Source organism: Paenibacillus sp. ClWae2A (assembly GCF_032452295.1).
Classification (GTDB): Bacteria; Bacillota; Bacilli; order Paenibacillales; family Paenibacillaceae; genus Paenibacillus.
Genome location: NZ_JAULSQ010000009.1, coordinates 208,604 through 226,383 on the forward strand (window position 1 = coordinate 208,604; position 17,780 = coordinate 226,383).

At 45.8% G+C, this 17,780-nt stretch carries 15 protein-coding genes; 5 read left to right on the forward strand and 10 right to left on the reverse strand.

Going from position 1 to position 17,780, the window contains the following annotated elements:
• Positions 1–117: 117 nt before the first annotated feature.
• The 7 genes from QVE09_RS23430 to QVE09_RS23460 all read right to left on the reverse strand — a co-directional run bounded on the left by QVE09_RS23430 (position 118) and on the right by QVE09_RS23460 (position 6,196).
• Positions 118–816, reverse strand: a complete 699-nt coding sequence (locus tag QVE09_RS23430) for a hypothetical protein (RefSeq protein ID WP_315938738.1) — start codon at positions 814–816, stop codon at positions 118–120.
• A complete protein-coding gene (locus QVE09_RS23435) occupies positions 813–1,688 on the reverse strand; it encodes an ATP-binding cassette domain-containing protein (protein WP_315938739.1) in 876 nt (291 codons plus the stop codon). Before QVE09_RS23435 ends, QVE09_RS23430 begins: the two co-directional genes overlap by 4 nt.
• Positions 1,685–2,065 (reverse strand): GntR family transcriptional regulator, encoded by a 381-nt coding sequence (locus QVE09_RS23440; RefSeq protein ID WP_315938740.1) that lies wholly within the window; start codon positions 2,063–2,065, stop codon positions 1,685–1,687. Before QVE09_RS23440 ends, QVE09_RS23435 begins: the two co-directional genes overlap by 4 nt.
• A gap of 106 nt (positions 2,066–2,171) precedes the next feature.
• On the reverse strand, positions 2,172–2,342 hold the full coding sequence (locus QVE09_RS23445; protein WP_017691550.1) for an aspartyl-phosphate phosphatase Spo0E family protein: 171 nt from the start codon (positions 2,340–2,342) through the stop codon (positions 2,172–2,174).
• A 243-nt stretch (positions 2,343–2,585) separates the two neighbouring features.
• Positions 2,586–3,968 carry a transcriptional regulator gene (locus QVE09_RS23450; protein WP_315938741.1) on the reverse strand — a complete coding sequence of 461 codons (1,383 nt, stop codon included), beginning with the start codon at positions 3,966–3,968 and terminating at the stop codon, positions 2,586–2,588.
• Positions 3,969–4,240: 272 nt separating this feature from the next.
• The gene (locus QVE09_RS23455) at positions 4,241–5,158 is read right to left on the reverse strand and encodes an aldo/keto reductase (RefSeq protein ID WP_315938742.1); all 918 of its coding nucleotides are present in this window, start codon (positions 5,156–5,158) and stop codon (positions 4,241–4,243) included.
• 147 nt (positions 5,159–5,305) lie between these two features.
• Entirely contained in the window at positions 5,306–6,196 is an 891-nt protein-coding gene (locus tag QVE09_RS23460) for a diacylglycerol/lipid kinase family protein (RefSeq protein ID WP_315938759.1), read from the reverse strand.
• Positions 6,197–6,666: 470 nt separating this feature from the next.
• Here QVE09_RS23460 and QVE09_RS23465 point away from each other — a divergent pair, with 470 nt between their 5' ends.
• Both QVE09_RS23465 and QVE09_RS23470 read left to right on the forward strand, forming a co-directional pair.
• Complete coding sequence (locus QVE09_RS23465) at positions 6,667–8,184, forward strand: leucine-rich repeat domain-containing protein (protein ID WP_315938743.1); 1,518 nt, start codon at positions 6,667–6,669, stop codon at positions 8,182–8,184.
• Positions 8,185–8,472: 288 nt separating this feature from the next.
• Positions 8,473–9,813, forward strand: coding sequence for a glycoside hydrolase family 30 protein (locus tag QVE09_RS23470; RefSeq protein ID WP_315938744.1), 1,341 nt, complete (start codon positions 8,473–8,475; stop codon positions 9,811–9,813).
• Positions 9,814–9,941: 128 nt separating this feature from the next.
• Here the strand turns inward: QVE09_RS23470 and QVE09_RS23475 are convergent, their stop codons facing one another.
• Positions 9,942–11,549, reverse strand: coding sequence for a helix-turn-helix domain-containing protein (locus QVE09_RS23475; protein ID WP_315938745.1), 1,608 nt, complete (start codon positions 11,547–11,549; stop codon positions 9,942–9,944).
• Positions 11,550–11,761: 212 nt separating this feature from the next.
• Here QVE09_RS23475 and QVE09_RS23480 point away from each other — a divergent pair, with 212 nt between their 5' ends.
• Together QVE09_RS23480 and QVE09_RS23485 are read left to right on the forward strand one after the other, a co-directional pair.
• Positions 11,762–12,754 (forward strand): ABC transporter substrate-binding protein, encoded by a 993-nt coding sequence (locus QVE09_RS23480; RefSeq protein ID WP_315938746.1) that lies wholly within the window; start codon positions 11,762–11,764, stop codon positions 12,752–12,754.
• 34 nt (positions 12,755–12,788) lie between these two features.
• Complete coding sequence (locus QVE09_RS23485; protein WP_315938747.1) at positions 12,789–13,832, forward strand: NAD(P)/FAD-dependent oxidoreductase; 1,044 nt, start codon at positions 12,789–12,791, stop codon at positions 13,830–13,832.
• Positions 13,833–13,972: 140 nt separating this feature from the next.
• Here QVE09_RS23485 and QVE09_RS23490 read toward each other — a convergent pair whose 3' ends face one another.
• Positions 13,973–14,935: an endo-1,4-beta-xylanase gene (locus QVE09_RS23490; RefSeq protein ID WP_315938748.1), complete on the reverse strand. Its 963-nt coding sequence runs from the start codon at positions 14,933–14,935 to the stop codon at positions 13,973–13,975.
• A gap of 261 nt (positions 14,936–15,196) precedes the next feature.
• On the opposite strand from QVE09_RS23490, the gene QVE09_RS23495 reads away from it, so the two are divergent.
• Positions 15,197–17,491 (forward strand): 5'-nucleotidase C-terminal domain-containing protein, encoded by a 2,295-nt coding sequence (locus tag QVE09_RS23495; protein WP_315938749.1) that lies wholly within the window; start codon positions 15,197–15,199, stop codon positions 17,489–17,491.
• 102 nt (positions 17,492–17,593) lie between these two features.
• Here QVE09_RS23495 and QVE09_RS23500 read toward each other — a convergent pair.
• Positions 17,594–17,780, reverse strand: a 187-nt coding sequence (locus QVE09_RS23500) for an IS3 family transposase (RefSeq protein WP_315938750.1), incomplete at its 5' end; no start/stop codon positions are given.

The following is a 17,780-nucleotide window of genomic DNA, read 5'->3' on the forward strand; positions in this document are numbered from 1 at the left end:
ATTCAGTGATTTAAGATGATACCAAAAACACGAGGCGTGTTCGCACTCGTGTTTTTCAGATTACAGGAAATTTCGCATAGATTTATTGCCCCAGTTCCTTTATATAACCGTTTCCTGTCAGTCTTTTTTGGATTTCATGGTAAGCGGCGCATTCTTCATCATCGGGTACGTAGACAGAAGTAGCGCACCACCAATGCATCCCAGAACGGTGAACAATGTCATGCGATTGATCCTAGCAATCCACAACATAAACTCACCAAGATCGCCCAGTGTAATGATCAGCGTAATGACCAAGCCAACCCCAAAGAACATAATGAAGAAGTTACGCATCCCCAATCGCATCCAACAAACCGTTGGGAAGACAGAGATTCCCAGTACGAGAAAGCCGCACATCAGATCGATCCACAGGTAGGATAAGAAATGATATTCGTTTGAATACAACATGCCTGGTTGATAAAGGGTAACGTCAACAATTCCTTTTTCCTGAAGCAGGTGTATGAGGAAATACGCCACATGCAGAATGATCATGGTGCCTGCAACCATCCATACCGAATTCATATAGAAGGATTTCATGAATTGAATTCGTGTACTGCCCATACCCATCGCAACCGGAAACAGTGTAATGATCCCCCCAATCGCAAACGTACATATCCCTCCGTACATGGGACCAAACAGTTGCGTGGCATACGAGACATCAAATATGAAGCCAATGGCCAGATATACAACGGTGAGCATTAGAGCGATGGATGAAAATATGCTCAGATACAAACGCATATCATCACGAATCAGTCGGTTCGTACCTTTTACTGCGTTCATGGTTTAACCCCCTCTTGATTACGGGTCCTGTTAACCAAATAATCTTGTAATGTCGCTTTCTCAATGGAAAGACCCTGCGAATGAGCGATATCCTTCCACATTTTCGAGTAGGGCTCATCAATCATCACTTTTACAGTCGATCCCATCTGGGAAGACTCTATAACTTTAACATCTGCTGTGACTTGATTAATATCTTCAATTCTCCCTGTTAGAAGAACTCCTTTTTCGCGCATCTCTTCCATCGATTGATTTAACAACACCTCTCCGGCTTGCAAAACGATAAGCGACTCACATAAGGGCTGAATCTCCTCAATATGATGGCTGGATATCAGAATCAGACGCGGGTTATCTTCATAACTTTCCAGTAGCGCATTGTAGAAGAATTTACGCTTCTCCGCATCGAGCCCATTGGTGGGTTCATCCAGAATGGTTATCTTTGCATTACTGGCAAGACCTAATATAATCTGGGTGGCAGTCTTCATGCCTTTCGAAAATTTAATGATTTTCTTCTTTGTTGGTAGTTCGAACACATCGATTAAACGTTCCGCCAAATCCTGATTCCACTGCGGATGAAAATATTGTCCCATTTGAACCATGTCATTAACCGTCCAGTTTTTCCCCAGAGGATGATTCTCCTGGATGTAGCACAGATGCTCTTGGGCAGCCAGATTATTATAGGGGTCTTGACCCATGATCTGAACGGTTCCACTGTCCGGGCGGTTATGCCCTGCGAGTAAACTCATCATTGTTGTTTTACCCGCTCCATTTCTTCCCCAGATTGCACTAATGATTGGTTCACTCTCATGTAGCGTAACCTGGTTCAGAACGGGTGTCTTCTGGTAGCTGTAGTTGACCTGCTCCATATGAATCATAACTCACTCTCCTTATCCTTCTTGCCGCGAATCAGATCAATGATCATGTCTTCATTCATGTGAATCCGTCTGGCTTCCTCAAGTAAAGGCTTGATGTATTCTTCATAAAAATCTTGTTTCCGTTCAACGAGCAATGCTTCTCTTGCTCCCTTTGCAACAAACATTCCAACACCTCGCTGTTTGTATATAATCCCCTTGTCCACGAGTTCCTGCAGTCCTTTGCGGGCTGTAGCCGGATTGATATTGTAGAAGCTTGACAGTTCATTGGTTGAAGGAACCTGTTCTTCCACCTTCAATCTGCCCTCCACAATATCGTCCATAATCATCGTGGCAATCTGATGAAAAATAGGCTGAGATTCATCCAAAGTCGATTTCATGTGCTTCCAACTTTCATACGTATTCATTATTGATTAGCCAGTTAGTCAGTTAGTTACTCATGTGACTAACTATAGTATACAAAAACGCAAATGTAAATAGGCGAACTTAATTCATCGCCTTTCCTACCTTGGCTCTGTTGTATTGATTAATAAGACCGTCCAGGACTACGGATTGCTGGATTACTTCCGGATGAAGCAGACTGCCGTATTCCATATGCATGCGATATAACAACTGTCTGGCATCTTCGATCCGTGATATTAAATCCAGGCGATCCATAGTATCCCTCCTTTTTGTCATATTTTAGTGTATTATGCCAATCAAAAGCGCATATGAGATACGACATACTTATTCTTCCACTCTGATACACAAAAAAAGAACGCTTCTGAATTAAATCAGAAGCGTTCATTGGTTCAGGCTTATGTCCCTAAACCGTGATCATTCATTCGGTAGATGGATGGGTCTGGACTTCCTACAGTCGGGGCAGGTCCAGTAACAGGGGTTACAATGCTCACCACTATACTACATGTAACTATCAGCAAAGCCAGCTTTCTCTTCATTGAGTTTCTGCACCTCACCAATCAAGATTTTGTACTGCTTTATAGCAGTGTCAGACGCATAGTCCCTATATTGTTCAAACAGTCCAACACCTCTAAGCATACCTCGTCCATCGCTAATTTCAATAGAAAATCTCAAGCTATGGAGGACAAAATCTAACCCCTTTGCAAACCTGTCTTTTTTAAGATAATACGTGCCTAATCCGGCTAAAAGACGAACGTATCGATCATCGGTAACCTGTTTGCTTACTTTCCCAATCCGATTGCTCTGTTCCTGATAAGTGAAGTAAGATTCATACTGCTCAAGTACATGATCTATATTCATATCATATCGGTTAGCCGCAGTTACAATATCACAAATCGCTGGGAATATCTCATTTTCCTTCGTCGAGATATATGCCAGATAATCGGATAATACCTCAAACTGTCCGGCCATTAATTGATATATATAACGGTTACCCTCAGCCCATTCCTGAAATTGATGAATGACCACTTTTTCTTCAGGTTCAGGCTCTTTCACCCAACTGTAATCGGAGTACAATGCAACATACTTCAATGCCATTTCATAGTTGTTCAAGTGGAAGTGGGCACTTCCAGACGCTAAATAAGCATACATAATATAAAAAACGATAGGTCGTTTGGTCTCTTCCTGTTTCCTCCGTCCATTCATCTCATAATGGATGGCTGCTTTCACCTTCAGCTTTTCAGATAGTTCCTGAACTTTGCTCCATCTGTGAAGTGATGCAAAAGCATTAATCAGTTCGTTAAGCGCATCCAACTGGTAGCGTTCATCCAGCCGATCCACATAATATTCGAACCGAGATGCAATAATCAGATTCCGGTGCTGATCATTGGTCAGTCCCAATCTGAACAGTCGATACTGACAGAGTGCAAGCCTCTCGGAATGTTGCATTTTCTCGCTTTCAGCGATGTTTTCATATAGAAGAATGGCTGGTTTGAATTTACCCGCTTGGAAGAATTCTTCAGCCACATCAAATAACAAAGGAATATAGGATAGATTATCCATCATCAGACGAATAACCTCTTCAATACAGTCCAACTTGTCCAACTCGGCACAGCGATGAAGGAAGGGTCCCAGTCTTCGCCAGTCCGGGGTCGCGTGTACAAAACACTCGTCTATGTATAACTCATAGAAGTAACCTTCTTCCAGTCTCATGGCGGAAGTGATGCGATCCAACTGCTGCATGGCAATAGGCCGATTTTTATTCAAAATATTGCTCAGCGTACCCGAATTAATCCCTGACGTTTCCGAAAAATGACTAATGGACATCTGCTCACGCTTCAGATAACTTTCCAAGTGATCGCGTATCGTGGTTGTCGACTCCAAACGAACACCACCCTCCAAAATAAAAAACATAAACAGGATTATCGGTATGCAAAAGTAATTATATGTAATTAGAAAGTATCGGTCAATATAATAATTTCAACTAATTTGTATTAAAACCATTTTAATCCTTTTATAAAACAAACACTCCTATCTTTATTTTATATCGGAAATGCGCTCGGCATCAAACCTGAAAATAGACAAAAAACACGAGCCATCTACGGGCTCGTGTTCTCAACTGACTCATCAGTCAGTATGCTCACTATAACTTGAATTTAAGGCAGTATATTGCCTGCCGCACGGTAAATTTCATACCACTCTGGACGAGTGAGATGAACATCTCCAGCTTTTACACAGTCTTGCAGACGCTCAATATTCATCGTGCCTGTCACAGGTTGCATCTGCGCAGGGTGACGAAGCAACCATGCGATTGCAATCGTTGTATTGCTCACGTCATACTTCGCAGCAATCTCGTCGATCTTTGCATTCAATTCCGGGAACTTGTCGCTACCCAGGAATACACCTTCGAAGAATCCGTACTGGAACGGAGACCACGGCTGAATGGTGATATCATGCAGACGACAGTAATCAAGAATGCTACCGTCACGGTTAACCGCGGCTTCGTTCTCCATGTTTACGTTAATTCCACTGTCAATCATCGTGGTATTGGTAATACTCATCTGCAACTGGTTGGCTACCAGTGGCTGTTTCACGTATTTTTTCAACAATTCGATCTGGTTCGGATTCTGGTTGGATACCCCGAAGTGACGCACTTTACCTTCGCGCTCGAGTTGATCAAAGGCTTCAGCCACTTCCTCCGGCTCAACCAATGCATCTGGACGGTGCAACAGCAGAACGTCAAGATATTCCGTCTTCAGACGTTGCAGGATGCCATCGACTGAATTCAGGATGTGCTCTTTGGAGAAATCAAACATGCCTTTGCGGATACCGCATTTGGATTGAAGAATCATATTTTCACGAACTTGGGGATTCATCTGTACCGCTTCAGCGAAGATCTCCTCACATGTTCCTGTACCATAAATGTCGGCATGGTCAAAGAAATTTGCGCCAACCTCCATTGCAGAACGAACAAAATGTTCAGCTTCCTTACCGTCTAGTGAATTAATCCGCATGCAACCCACCGCGACTACGGGTACTTCTAATGTGCTGCTGCCCAATTTAATGGTTCTCAAGATGTTTTCCCTCCATATTCGAATATTATCGTGTATCTTACCTTTGATTGTGACACACATCTGCAATCGGTTTCAATAGATTTATCCTACATTCATATGGCGAAATGATAGGACTTCAACCTCAGCCTATCATTACACAGGAATAAGTTATACTTCTTCCGGTACGATAACTTCAATATGCCTTGGCAGGACTCGGATGTGAATCGGCAGGGCAGGACCTTCCTCACCATCCACATTCGTGCGAATGGCTTCGTCTGAGCGAACATGAACTTCTTTGGCTGTAAAATAATCCACATCCTTATGGTCCTTCAGATTACCAAAGAACAGGGAAGTACCTAGTGTCAGGCTGTTGAACACACTGATGTTGCGAACAACAAAACAATGTATCAGACCATCGTCCACCTCAGCATCCGGGGACAACTTCTGGAATCCTCCAACCGAATTGGTCAGCGCCGCCAGAAAAAGAGGAGATTCTCCCTCCCAGATCTGGCCGTCATATTCAATGGTCAGATGATTAGCTGGTGTGTTCACCAGGTCTTTCAAGCCTTCTTTGAGATATGCAAATGAACCCAGCTTCGACTTTTCTTCCGAGGATACGGAGAATAGAGCTTCTGCCAAAGACCCTGCAGCTACCACGTTGGCAAACAGGCGATCATTGATTTTCCCCAGATCCACGATATGGGTCTGGTCCGAACGTAACTGCCTAATGGCCTCCTCCGGGTCAAGCGAGATATTCAGCGCACGTGCAAAATCATTCACCGTACCCAGCGGTACGACGCCCAGTCGTGGACGATGATCCTGATCCATCATGCCGTTAATCGTCTCATGCAGTGTACCGTCGCCTCCGATGGAAATGACCAGACCACAGCCGTCCTTGCAGGCGTTCAGGCAGTAGTTGGTGGCATCACCTTCCCCGGCCGTCTCGTTAACAACCACCTCATATTGCTGTGACTCCAGAATTTCTCTGACTTGGGATACATACTGCTCAGCCTCTTCCTTACCTGACGACGGATTGCTAATGATCATGGCTTGGCGCATACTCACATCTTCCCCTCCAAATTGGCATCTTTACTTCATCTATACCCGTTTCAAGGGTGGGTTGAATAGGGGCTGCGGCAGATGTTTTATTTTTTTGATAAACATGTCTCTGAAGAGTGCAGGGCAGGGTTTGTTTCATATAGAATAGAAGTATAGGAATACCCCTTACGAAATTTCTTGTTCCTTTTTCCCGTTGACGGGTTAATAACTATAGATGTGCTTTTAGCCGAACCTGCATATGTTAAACTGTTCCATTTACACTGAACACTCCGTGGGTAGAACAACCTTCCGATCGCTGTTATCGTGTAAATACTGGAAACAATTTCATAATACCTTTAGCTGCTTCAATCAAGGCTAGATATAGTTACAAAAATTCATTTTAGTGAGTTATGAAATTGATTCAATATACTTATCTAATTCAATCTGTTCGGATTAATTTATAATTTTTAAAATCGGAGGGAATGCATGCAATGAGAAGAATGACGCTATTATTTCTAGTATTCATCCTGAGTCTCGGGGCATCGGGGCAAGCCATGGCTTACACGACTACAGACTTGGGCGAGGGAATCATTGAAGATCCCGCCTTGGAGGACGGACTGAAGCTAATCCTGAACAAACCTCTGGATGTTCCATTGACTTCAACTGATCTGGAGCAGCTTGAGGTGGTGGATCTGAGCAATGCAGGTATTCAAAGCCTGTCCGGACTGGAATATGCAACCAACCTGACTCACCTCCGATTATATGGGAATGAGATTGAGGATCTCACACCGCTGGAGCACCTAACCCAGCTTCGCGAGATCGATGTTCGCAACAATTACATTACATCCATAGACGCACTTGTTGAATTGAAAGACTTGGGACGGCTGTATATCAGCAACAATTCCATTTCTTCCATAGAGGTTGTACGTGGGTTCAACCGATTACATACGTTCCACGCCAGCGGTAACCAGATCGACAGTCTTGCGGCCCTCTCGGATGCGGATGCACTGAAGTGGCTTGAGATCTCAAACAATACGATTAACGATCTGACACCGCTCATGGGTAAAACACGGCTCCAACAACTCAATGTAGCTAACAACCAGATTCAGACGCTGGACGTACTGGCTGAACTGCCAAATACACTGCGGAATCTGAATGTGGCAGGCAACCAAATCACGGATCTGACACCACTGGAGCACATGACACGTCTTCGGAAACTTGATATCTCTGGTAACCAAGTACAGCATCTCAAGGGGCTTGAGGGACTGACTGGGCTGACGGACCTGAATGCAGAATCCAATCAGATCTATGATCTGGAACCTTTACGGCAGCTTTCCAATCTGGATGTATTGAAATTGTCCAACAACCGGGTGTGGGATCTAACACCGATTGCAGGTTTTACGTTTACCCGTGATCAGTCAGCGGCAAATGCCATACAGGATATCTCGGCGTCCACCTCGTTATCGTCCGGTATTCAGACATCTACCTCAGAGGCTGAGCCTGCCGGACTCACGGTGCAGAACAATTATCTGGATGTTGTGAGTGGCAGTCATACGATGCAGCTTCTGAACCGGATGAATGTGCGGGAGCAGAAACGAACGCCGCAGGGCAGCTTCCAGCGTCTGATTGAAGGGTCCACCACTGCCTATGTAGGAGATCGCGCTTATGCCCTGGATGCTGCACCTTTTATCGATGAAGGGCGGACCTATGTGCCTCTGCGTTTTGTCTCGGAGCAGTTAAATGCCAGTGTGAACTGGAACAGTGGTACGCGCGAAGCCGTGATCACACAGAATGATAAGACCATCCGTTGGAGTGTGGGCAACAAACAAGTCGTTGTGGATGATACGCTTGCGATCAATGATGCTCCTCTTCTGATGAAAAATGGCAAAGCATTTGTACCGGTACGCTTCATTTCAGAGCAATTCAATACCTCTGTTGGTTACATCGGAAGCAGCAAAACGATTCTGATTTTTGAAAATAAACAGCTTGGTGAGAGTGTGCAGCCATAAGTTGTGTCTCACGTTCATTTCCAGCCATAAGAGAAACATAGCGAAAATCCCCGTCTGAACAATCAGTGGGGATTTTTGTTGTGTTATGACATTGGATAATGGTATATGGATAGCGTTAACCACATGAAAATGCAGCATAACCTCTGCTGTACGGACATGAACTCGTGATGCTCTATCTTGGATTAGGGCAAATTTTACACGGTTTAGCATATCTTCTTTTGCCGCGGGAGTTGTTATACTGAACGTAATATATATGACAACTGAGGTTCAAGCGAGGAGGAAATTCACATGACATTCACGTTCACTGGTTACTCCACAACCCAAGACAACCCGTGGAGAGAGCTATCTTTTTTACCGACTAATGAAAGCGCTAACCTAAAACTCACGGGTGAACAGCACCAGCTTGTGGAAGGGTTTGGCGGCTGTTTCAACGAGCTTGGTTATATGGCTCTGTCCCACTTGAATGAGGAGCAGCGCCATGAGGTATTCCATTCTCTCTTCCATCCGGAGGGTGAGCACAAGTTTAACATCTGTCGCCTGCCGATCGGCGCAAGTGATTATGCGGAGCAGTGGTATAGCCACAACGAGGTGGACGGCGACGTGGCCATGGATCATTTTTCGATCGAACGTGATTTCAAATATCTGATTCCTTACATCAAGGAAGCTCTGAGTTATAACCCGAATCTGCAATTCTTCGCCTCGCCATGGAGTCCCCCAACATGGATGAAGTCGCCCAAAGCCTATAACTATGGCACGCTTCGTTGGGAGAAAGATATCCTGGAGGCCTACGCCCTGTATTTCGTAAAATTTGTACAGGCTTACCGCGACGCAGGCATTACAATCCATCAGGTGCATGTGCAGAACGAAGTGATTGCAGATCAGAAATTCCCTTCTTGCATGTGGACAGGCGAGCAGCTTCGTGAGTTTATCGCTGATTATCTGGGCCCGGCTTTTGACAAACACGGTCTGGATACGGAAATCTGGCTGGGAACGATCAACGCCCCTGATCCATGGGAAGAATTAATCAAGAAAAAAACAAATGACTTCGATGAGTATGCCGGACTTGTCCTGAGTGATCCAAAGGCCTATTCCTATATCAAGGGTGTTGGGTATCAATGGGCTGGCAAAAATGCCATTCAACGTACCTCGGCAAGTTATCCGGAGCTACGTTATATGCAGACCGAGAACGAATGCGGCGATGGCAACAACTCATGGAACTACGCCAAATATGTATATAACCTCTATCAACACTACTTCAGCAACGGAGTGAACGCGTACATCTACTGGAACATGGTTCTGGAACCCAAAGGCCGCAGCACATGGGGCTGGGAGCAGAACTCCATGATCACCGTAGATCCGGACAATAAGGCGGTTACTCGGAACCCGGAGTATTATGTGATGAAACACTTCGCGCATCATGTAGTGCCTGGTGCACGAAGAGTCGGCCTGTCTGGCGCGTGGAGCGGGAAATCCGTCGCTTTCCGCAACCCGGATAACAGTCTCGTCCTTGTCATCAACAATCCATTCCAGGACCGTCGTGACCTGTATCTAACCCTTGAAGAAGGACAGACTCTTCACATCGAGCTGGAGGCCGATTCGTTCAACAGCATGGTTATTCAACCGAAATAACTAATCCAACACATCGTTAAAAACGCGGACATCAATAGCGTCAGGCCCATTAATCCCACGGGTCGGCGCTATTTTTTATGGGCCAGACCATGCTTATTGTTACCATGATTACTCAGGGGAACAGATGCTCAGGAATGGGACATTTCGCGATCCAGTATTAATCTCACCTGGGTATCCATCTGGTAAGGCATGGATATGGGATCGGTAACTGCAAATTCCGTATATTCGGTCATATACACCTGATTTTGCCTCACTGCGGGCATTTCCTGCCACCAGATGCTGTTCGATATACGTTGATACCGCTCCGAATCCAGCACCGTCAGGAACAAGTGTTCGCCTGCATAGGATGTAACTTGCTCCTCTGATATCATGAGATAAGCCTGACGGTCAATTAATTCCTTCTGAACCCGCTCTGATGCCTGAAGTCCAAGGCCATCATACAGATTGTAGGCTCCCCTACACCAGTAATTGCCGAATACATAGATCGAATCATCGCGTATTTCCATCACGGAGAACGTATCTGTGCTCTTAATCACACCCTTTAACCGGGATTTCAGACGCTGTGCTTTACGTTCATACTGCTTCATTACCTTCTCTGCTTCTGGCCCCTTACCGAATATCTCTCCAAGTTTCTGTAACAATACATATGGCTTGTGGTCGTTCTGTGAAAAGATATATGTCGGCGCGATTGGTGATAACGTGTCGTATTCCTCCTGATTTCCAACAAGAATCATCTCAGGCTGCAAATAGGAAATCTCCTGTGGGTCCAGCGGTACGCTGTTAACCTTGTGGAAACTCGCACTTAACGGGGTTAGGTAATGCTCATTGGACAGATTTTTGGCAACCGCCGCCGGGCGGATTCCAAGGGCAAGCAGATGGCCGAGACAACTCATCACACAGATGTTGGACGAGCTCTGCCGGTGGTTAAGAATGAACTGACCTGGGGAGATTCCTTCCATCTGTTTAAAGCGTCGATTGAAATAGTACTCATCCCGATATCCCACCAGGGTGGCCACCTCTTTCATACGTCCTCCGCGTAAAAGCAGTTGTTTGGCATGTTCCATTCGCAGCGTTGTCATATAATCCGACAGATTCGTTCCTGTGAGTTGCCTGAACCAATGGGTAAATCTGCGCTTGCTAATTCTGGCCTGTGCCGCCAGATCATCCACGGTAATTTCCTCGTTGTAGCGGCCCTTTAGCTGCGTAATGATCTCGGATATATTCGCTCTTGTATGCTCACTGGAGACTTCTCCTTCGTACTCATGGGGATCTTTCAGCACCATGCTCATTAATCTCTGAAACTGGGTGTGAATACCGACTCGTTGTTTGCGATCCTGTACCATACGACGGTTTTCAATCCCCCTGATCCGCTGCAATATGGCTCGAAATCCGGCCGTGTCCATCTCACGGGTCTCGACAAAGGCGGAGAACATGCTGCGTTCCGAATCATGCAAGGTAAAGGCAACTAACCACGCGGATAACAACGTCTCTTCGTTTATTCGAATCTCTACCGCGTGTCCTGCATTAATAACGAGGGGAACTCCATATTGCAGCTCATGTATCTTACCATCGCAAATGAGCAGACCCTCCCCCTCCTCCACCACAATCATGATCTCATTTGTTAGTGTTTGTCGTGTAATACCATCGTTAGGCGAGAAATGTTGTAGAGCCAACCCGTGAAGTTCGTAATAAATGCCCGAAACACCGTACCGGGTTTTGAGATGAGTCAGATCCACAATCAGCACTCCTTTTCATGATAATCATTATCAATTAGAGCCATCATAACTCAACTCTTCCTTGGTTATCAATGGCCGAAACCTGCCCATAACCAGCCTATTAATGCAAAAAAAACGTCCTAATCTTCCATTGAATGCATTCTTGAACGGCATTACACTTGATTTATTGATAATGATTATCAGTAAATGTTTAATCATACAGGGGGATATTCATGATACAAAAAATGTCAAGACTCACCACATTGCTCACTTTATGTTTAGTGGTATTGGTTGCAACAGCTTGTGGTAAAACAGCTGATACCGCCGCCAACAACACAACGCCACAGAACACCAGTCAAACGACCACCCAATCCGAGGACAAAGGAACCCAGGTGGCGACCGATGCTTATGGTAATCAGGTGGAGATTCCCATAGCGCCCAAACGCATCGTATACACCGACAACACGGTTGGAGATCTGTTGATTTTCGGGATCAAGCCTGTAGGTGTAGTACAACAAGGTTTGCAATACGCGACGTATAAAGACGAACTGAAAGATGTTGCAGATATCGGCTGGCCGCCAAGTCCCGAGAAGATTGTAGAACTTCAGCCCGATCTGATTATTACATCAACTCCAGACCAAAAGCAGAATGAGACCCTCTCCAAGATCGCACCGGTGATCCTGACCAATGAATGGGACCCTATGCCTGTTCGGATCAAGCGTTTGGGTGAATGGCTTGGCAACAAGCAAGTACCAGAAGAGTTTCTTGCACAGCATAGTGCAAAAATTGTTAAAATGTGGAACGAACTACAGCAGGATGGCACCATCGAGAAGGACGAGACGGCATCCGTATTCCAATACATGATCGGCCAGAAACGATTAAGTGTGTACACGACCAGTTACCTGCCCGGTTTCGTGTATAACGAAGATGGATTCAAGCCAACCGCAGCGATTCAGAAAATGATTGATGACCCGGATGACTATGGCTATGCCAATATTTCCATTGAACAGCTGCCCGAAATTGCCGGGGACCGGATATTCATTGTGTATTACAGTGACGAAGAACTGAAGGAAGTCGAGAACATGACCAAAGGTCCTGTATGGAGCCAACTGCCCGCGATCAAAGCCGGTAAAGTATATTTCGTAAATGGCGGTCTCGGGATATCGACAGATCCACTGGCGAGGGAAGAACTGATCAAACAACTGCCAATCATGCTCAAAAAATAATGGGATTGCCCCCAACCAATTATGGAGGTAAGCGATGACAGATTCACTTGAACTGTATGATGTGACCATCATCGGCGGAGGACCCGCCGGGTTGTACACGGCATTTTATAGCGGCATGAGAGAACTGAAGACCAAGGTTATCGAAGCACAGCATAAACTGGGCGGAAGAGTCCTGACGTATCCTGAGAAAATGATATGGGATGTCGGGGCCATGCCTCCAATTCGTGGGGAACAGCTCATAGCGCAGTTGATTGGACAAGCCCGTACATTCGATCCGACGATTGTTCTCGGTCAGCGGATCGTCGGCATGGAACATCAGGAGGATGGAGCCATTCTCCTGACCGCTGATCAAGGCGGGCAACATCTGACCAAGACCGTGATTCTGGCTATTGGGTACGGAGAGCGCCAGAACGTCAAGCTTGAGATTGAAGGAGCAGATCGCTTCGAAGTGACCAACCTGCACTACACGGTTCAGGAACTGGAGCGCTTCCGCAACCAGCGGGTATTAATCTCAGGTGGAGGCGATTCTGCTGTAGACTGGGCCAATGAGTTACAACCCATAGCCAGTAGCGTAACGATCGTTCATCGACGTGATCACTTTGGCGGTCTGGAACGCAGTGTTACGATGATGAAGGACTCCTCCGTTCAAGTTCGGACACCCTATACTATAGAAGCGCTCCACAGTAGCGATGGGACACAAATTCATCGTGTATCACTCGTCCATACCGAGACTTCAGAGCGAGAGCAACTGGAGGTCGATGCGGTTATCGTCAATCACGGTATGAATTGCAACTATGGTACCATCCGGGATTGGGGACTGAATCTGGGTGAATGGAACCTGGAGGTGGAAGCAGATATGACGACCAACCTTCCCGGCGTATATGCCGCAGGTGATTTTGTTGCCTATGATAGCAAAGTTGAATTACTCGCAGGCACCTTCACCAGTGGTATTCTTGCACTGAACAGTGCCAAGCGTTATATACAACCCGATGCTTCTCCAATGGCTTATGTCTCCTCACACAATGAGCTGTTCAAAGAGAAAAATAGCGCCTTGGGTGTGGTTGAGGGAGAAGTTTAAAACGTTTAACACATAGAAACACCCTTCTGCACACCAAATAGCACCTGCTCCACTGTTTATTACGTGGAACAGGTGCTATTTGGTGTTATATAATAGTCATCGGAATCACAAGGGAAGCTCAGATTCTTGCAAACACACGCTTAAGGATTGTTCGCCAGGTAATTTCTCAGCCATTGCATAGCTGGACGTTCTGTACCGTTGCTATTAACCAGATGTGAACCATTCACCCATGTTTGGTTCTGGTTGTAACCCCACAGCGTTACACCTTTAACGGCAGAATGCTTCCAAAGCACAGGGAACTTTTGTTGGTAACGCTGCAATTGCGTATTATCATCACCCGTCATATCCAGCTCGGATACATAGATCGGCAACCCTGTCGCTGCTAGCTTGTTCAGTACCGTGTTCATCGTGCTCACAGAGACGTTGTCCATATTGAAGTAATGCGCTTGGATACCAATACCATCAACTAGACCTCTGTTTTTCAAAAGGTTGATAATCTGGATATATTGGTCCGCTTTAGCCGGATCACCGATAATTCCGTATTCATTGATTAACAATTTGGAGTTAGGGAAGGCTTGTCTCGCCTGTTGGAATGACCAGATGACCCAGTCCCAACCCGTTGCCCCATCTCCACCAATGGCATTGCGATAGGATGGTTTCGCATGCAGAGGTTCATTCACCACATCAACGAAGGCAGACTTCGAATACCGCTGTCCTGCGGCTTTAATCCATTGTGTCACTTCAGCTTTCTGATCTGCGGCTGAGAGACTGTTAATCCAATTTGGCTGTTGATTTCCCCATACGAGGGTATGGAACTTGAACGGGAATCCGTTGTTGTTAGCATAATTGTATGCCATATCCGCCTGGCCCCAATTCATTACGTTGCGTGTGCCTTCAACAGCATCCCACTTGGTTGAGTTCTCCGGGGTCACCTGATTCCAATATGGGCTAAAATTCGAAGGAACCTGACTAGCTATAATATTCCCCAAAAATTTGCTGCCTTTCGCCAAACCAGCACTAACACTGCCCACCGCAACTGAAGCAGCGAGAACCCCTACCAACGCCAGTGAGCCGACTGTTTTAAACCACTTAGACTTAATCAATGATTTTCCTCCTTAGTATTCAATTTTTGTTAAGCGCTTACAAAAACCATTTTACTGGATAATTTTGGTTTTTAACACCTGTCAAATTATAGTATTTTATTGTAAAAAAATAGATTTAAATGCTTTTTCTGAAGTTATTTATAGATTCACTTTCTTAAATCCAACATAACTCTTACATTGGAGTTTACATTCACCACATGTTTATCTAGTATGAAATGATACATATCTTTACACACACTAGATAACAAGGGAGATTACAACATGCGCAAAATTTCAACGAAACGTTTCGCCGGATGGCCCTTATCGTTCCTCTTATGTGCCTCCATTTTATTCGCCCCTTTTGCTTCTACTCCAGCTCAGGCTGCTGAGGCAGACAAGGAAACCAAGATCACGTTGCTCGGTACATCGGATATTCATGGTCGATTTATGCCGTGGGACTATGCTCTGGACGGTCCAAATCCAACCGGAAGCATGACACAGCTCTACACCATTGTGAAAAAAGTACGCGCAGAGAATCCCAATACGATTCTGCTGGACGCAGGAGACATGATTCAGGATAACTCGGCTGAGTTGTTCAATGATCAACCGCAATCTCCCATGATGGTTGCAATGAACGAAATGAAATATGACGCATGGGTTATGGGTAACCATGAGTTTAACTTTGGGCTGGACGTACTGGAGAAGATCTCTTCCCAATTCAATGGACAGCCTCTCGTGGGTAACATTTTCAAAGAAAACGGCGACCGTTACATGCCTGCCTATACGATTATTGAGAAAGACGGAATCAAAGTGGGTATCATCGGAATGAACACGCCTATGATCACCGAGTTTGAAAAAGGTACGGATCACCTGGACGGCATCATCGTCAAAGATCCTGTGGAAGAGACCAAGAAGGCCATTGCGGAGCTGAAAGGCAAAGTGGATGTCATGGTTGGACTCATGCATATGGGTCTGGACAACGAGAACGGAAATCCGGGAACCGGAGTGACGGATATCGCCAACGCCAACCCGGAGCTGGCTGCCATTTTTGCCGGACACATGCATACCTTAATTGAATCCCAAACGGTTAACGGCGTATTGATCTCCGAACCGAATAAATATGGCTCACATATCTCTCGAATTGATCTGACATTTGAAAAAGACGGCGACAAAGTTGTGCTGAAAAGCAAGGAAGCTCAAGCTCTCGCTGTAAAAGCAGCAGACGGGACGTACGAAGTCTCCGATCCTGCGCTGGAAGAGACATTGCACCCGTTCCACGAGTTCGCTCGTGCCGATGCCAATATCGAAGTGGCTGAACTGAAAGGAACCAACCTGGTCCCTGCCGATGAAATTAAGGGTATCCCTGCGGTGCAGATCCAGGAAACACCTTTGTCTGACTTTTTCACCGAAGTGATGTTGCATTACAGTGATGCCGATGTGGTCGCGCACCAGATTGATAACGACAAGGCCAAGCTGGATGTAGGCCCGATTAAGAAAAAGGATATTGCATTCAACTACCAATACACCTTTGGTGAAGTGACCGTATATGAAGTAACCGGACGTGATCTGATGGATTATATGGAGTGGTCTGCGGGATATTTCAATTCTACACGCCCGGGTGATGTGACCGTCAGCTTTGATCCGAAACGACGTGCTTCCAAATACAGTACCGATGATTTCTTCGGCGGTGTAACGTATGAGATTGACCTGACCAAGCCATACGGCAGTCGGATTACCAATCTCAAGTACAGCAATGGGTCCGTTGTCAAAGAAAACGATACGCTGAAGCTCGGTATGAATGCCTACCGGATGGAAGCGCTGATTGCCAAAGGCGGTGCCCTGGAAGGACGTAAGTTCAAGCAACTCTGGTCCTCCAAGGATGCCTCGGCATTTGGTGAGATTCAAGGTACGATTCGCAACCTGTCCATCTCTTATTTGAAAGATGTCATGAAAGGTGTCTACGAACCGAAGATTCAACACAACTGGAAAATCACTGGCGTAGACCTGACTGCACCAGAGCGTGCAGATGTGGTGGAGTTAATTAACGATGGCATCATGTCTGTGCCAACAACGGAAGATGGCAAGTACACCAACATTGCCTCCATTAACATTTTGGATGCAGTGACCCAGGAAGAGATTGATGCACTAGCTGCCAAAGCAGATGTGAGTGCAGCACAATTCGCAGGCGTGAAAACCAAGGGAGCGTTCTATCAACAGCTGAACAAGGCTCGCAAAGCGGCAGGCAATGGCGAGGGTGCAACTACTCCTACACCTGAGAAGCCGACAACGCCAACAGCACCAAAACCAACACCAACTCCAGGCACGTCGAAACCTGGTAAACCATCAACACCAAGCACGAGTAAACCGGATACTGTCAACAAAGGCAAACAAGCCAAGGTTACTGCGGCTTACCTGAACGTACGCGCTGGCGCTTCATCCAAAGCCAAGGTTGTTGCTGCGGTACCAAAGGGCACCCTGCTTGAGGTGATCAGTACAGACAAGTATGGCTGGGTAAAAGTGAAGCTGGATGGACGGGTAGCATTTGTATACGGGAAATATGTGAGTATTCTGAAATAAGTACAATCATGACGCACCACGCTTAACGAAAAAGAAAAAGGGCGATTCTCCCATGGAACTCATGGTAAAATGTACCCCTTGTACAGGACAAATTAAAAAAGGTTAGGCTGCTTCAAGCTGCTGTCTGTATCGCGCAGACGGCAGCTTGTTTAAGTTCCATTGACCTCGATAATGATTATAATAGATCATGTAGCTTTTCACTTCTTGCTTAACCTCTTCCAGGGTCATACATGTTTTGAAATTCGTTTCATCTTTAAAATGCCCAAAGAAGGATTCTTGTGGAGCATTG

Bases quoted from the DNA above. Each gene is read 5' to 3' on its own strand.
- QVE09_RS23430 (WP_315938738.1), bottom strand. From the start codon at position 816: ATGAACGCAGTAAAAGGTACGAACCGACTGATTCGTGATGATATGCGT.
- QVE09_RS23435 (WP_315938739.1), bottom strand. From the start codon at position 1,688: ATGATTCATATGGAGCAGGTCAACTACAGCTACCAGAAGACACCCGTT.
- QVE09_RS23440 (WP_315938740.1), bottom strand. From the start codon at position 2,065: ATGAAATCGACTTTGGATGAATCTCAGCCTATTTTTCATCAGATTGCC.
- QVE09_RS23445 (WP_017691550.1), bottom strand. From the start codon at position 2,342: ATGGATCGCCTGGATTTAATATCACGGATCGAAGATGCCAGACAGTTG.
- QVE09_RS23460 (WP_315938759.1), bottom strand. From the start codon at position 6,196: ATGCGCCAAGCCATGATCATTAGCAATCCGTCGTCAGGTAAGGAAGAG.
- QVE09_RS23465 (WP_315938743.1), top strand. From the start codon at position 6,667: ATGAGAAGAATGACGCTATTATTTCTAGTATTCATCCTGAGTCTCGGG.
- QVE09_RS23470 (WP_315938744.1), top strand. From the start codon at position 8,473: ATGACATTCACGTTCACTGGTTACTCCACAACCCAAGACAACCCGTGG.
- QVE09_RS23480 (WP_315938746.1), top strand. From the start codon at position 11,762: ATGATACAAAAAATGTCAAGACTCACCACATTGCTCACTTTATGTTTA.
- QVE09_RS23485 (WP_315938747.1), top strand. From the start codon at position 12,789: ATGACAGATTCACTTGAACTGTATGATGTGACCATCATCGGCGGAGGA.
- QVE09_RS23495 (WP_315938749.1), top strand. From the start codon at position 15,197: ATGCGCAAAATTTCAACGAAACGTTTCGCCGGATGGCCCTTATCGTTC.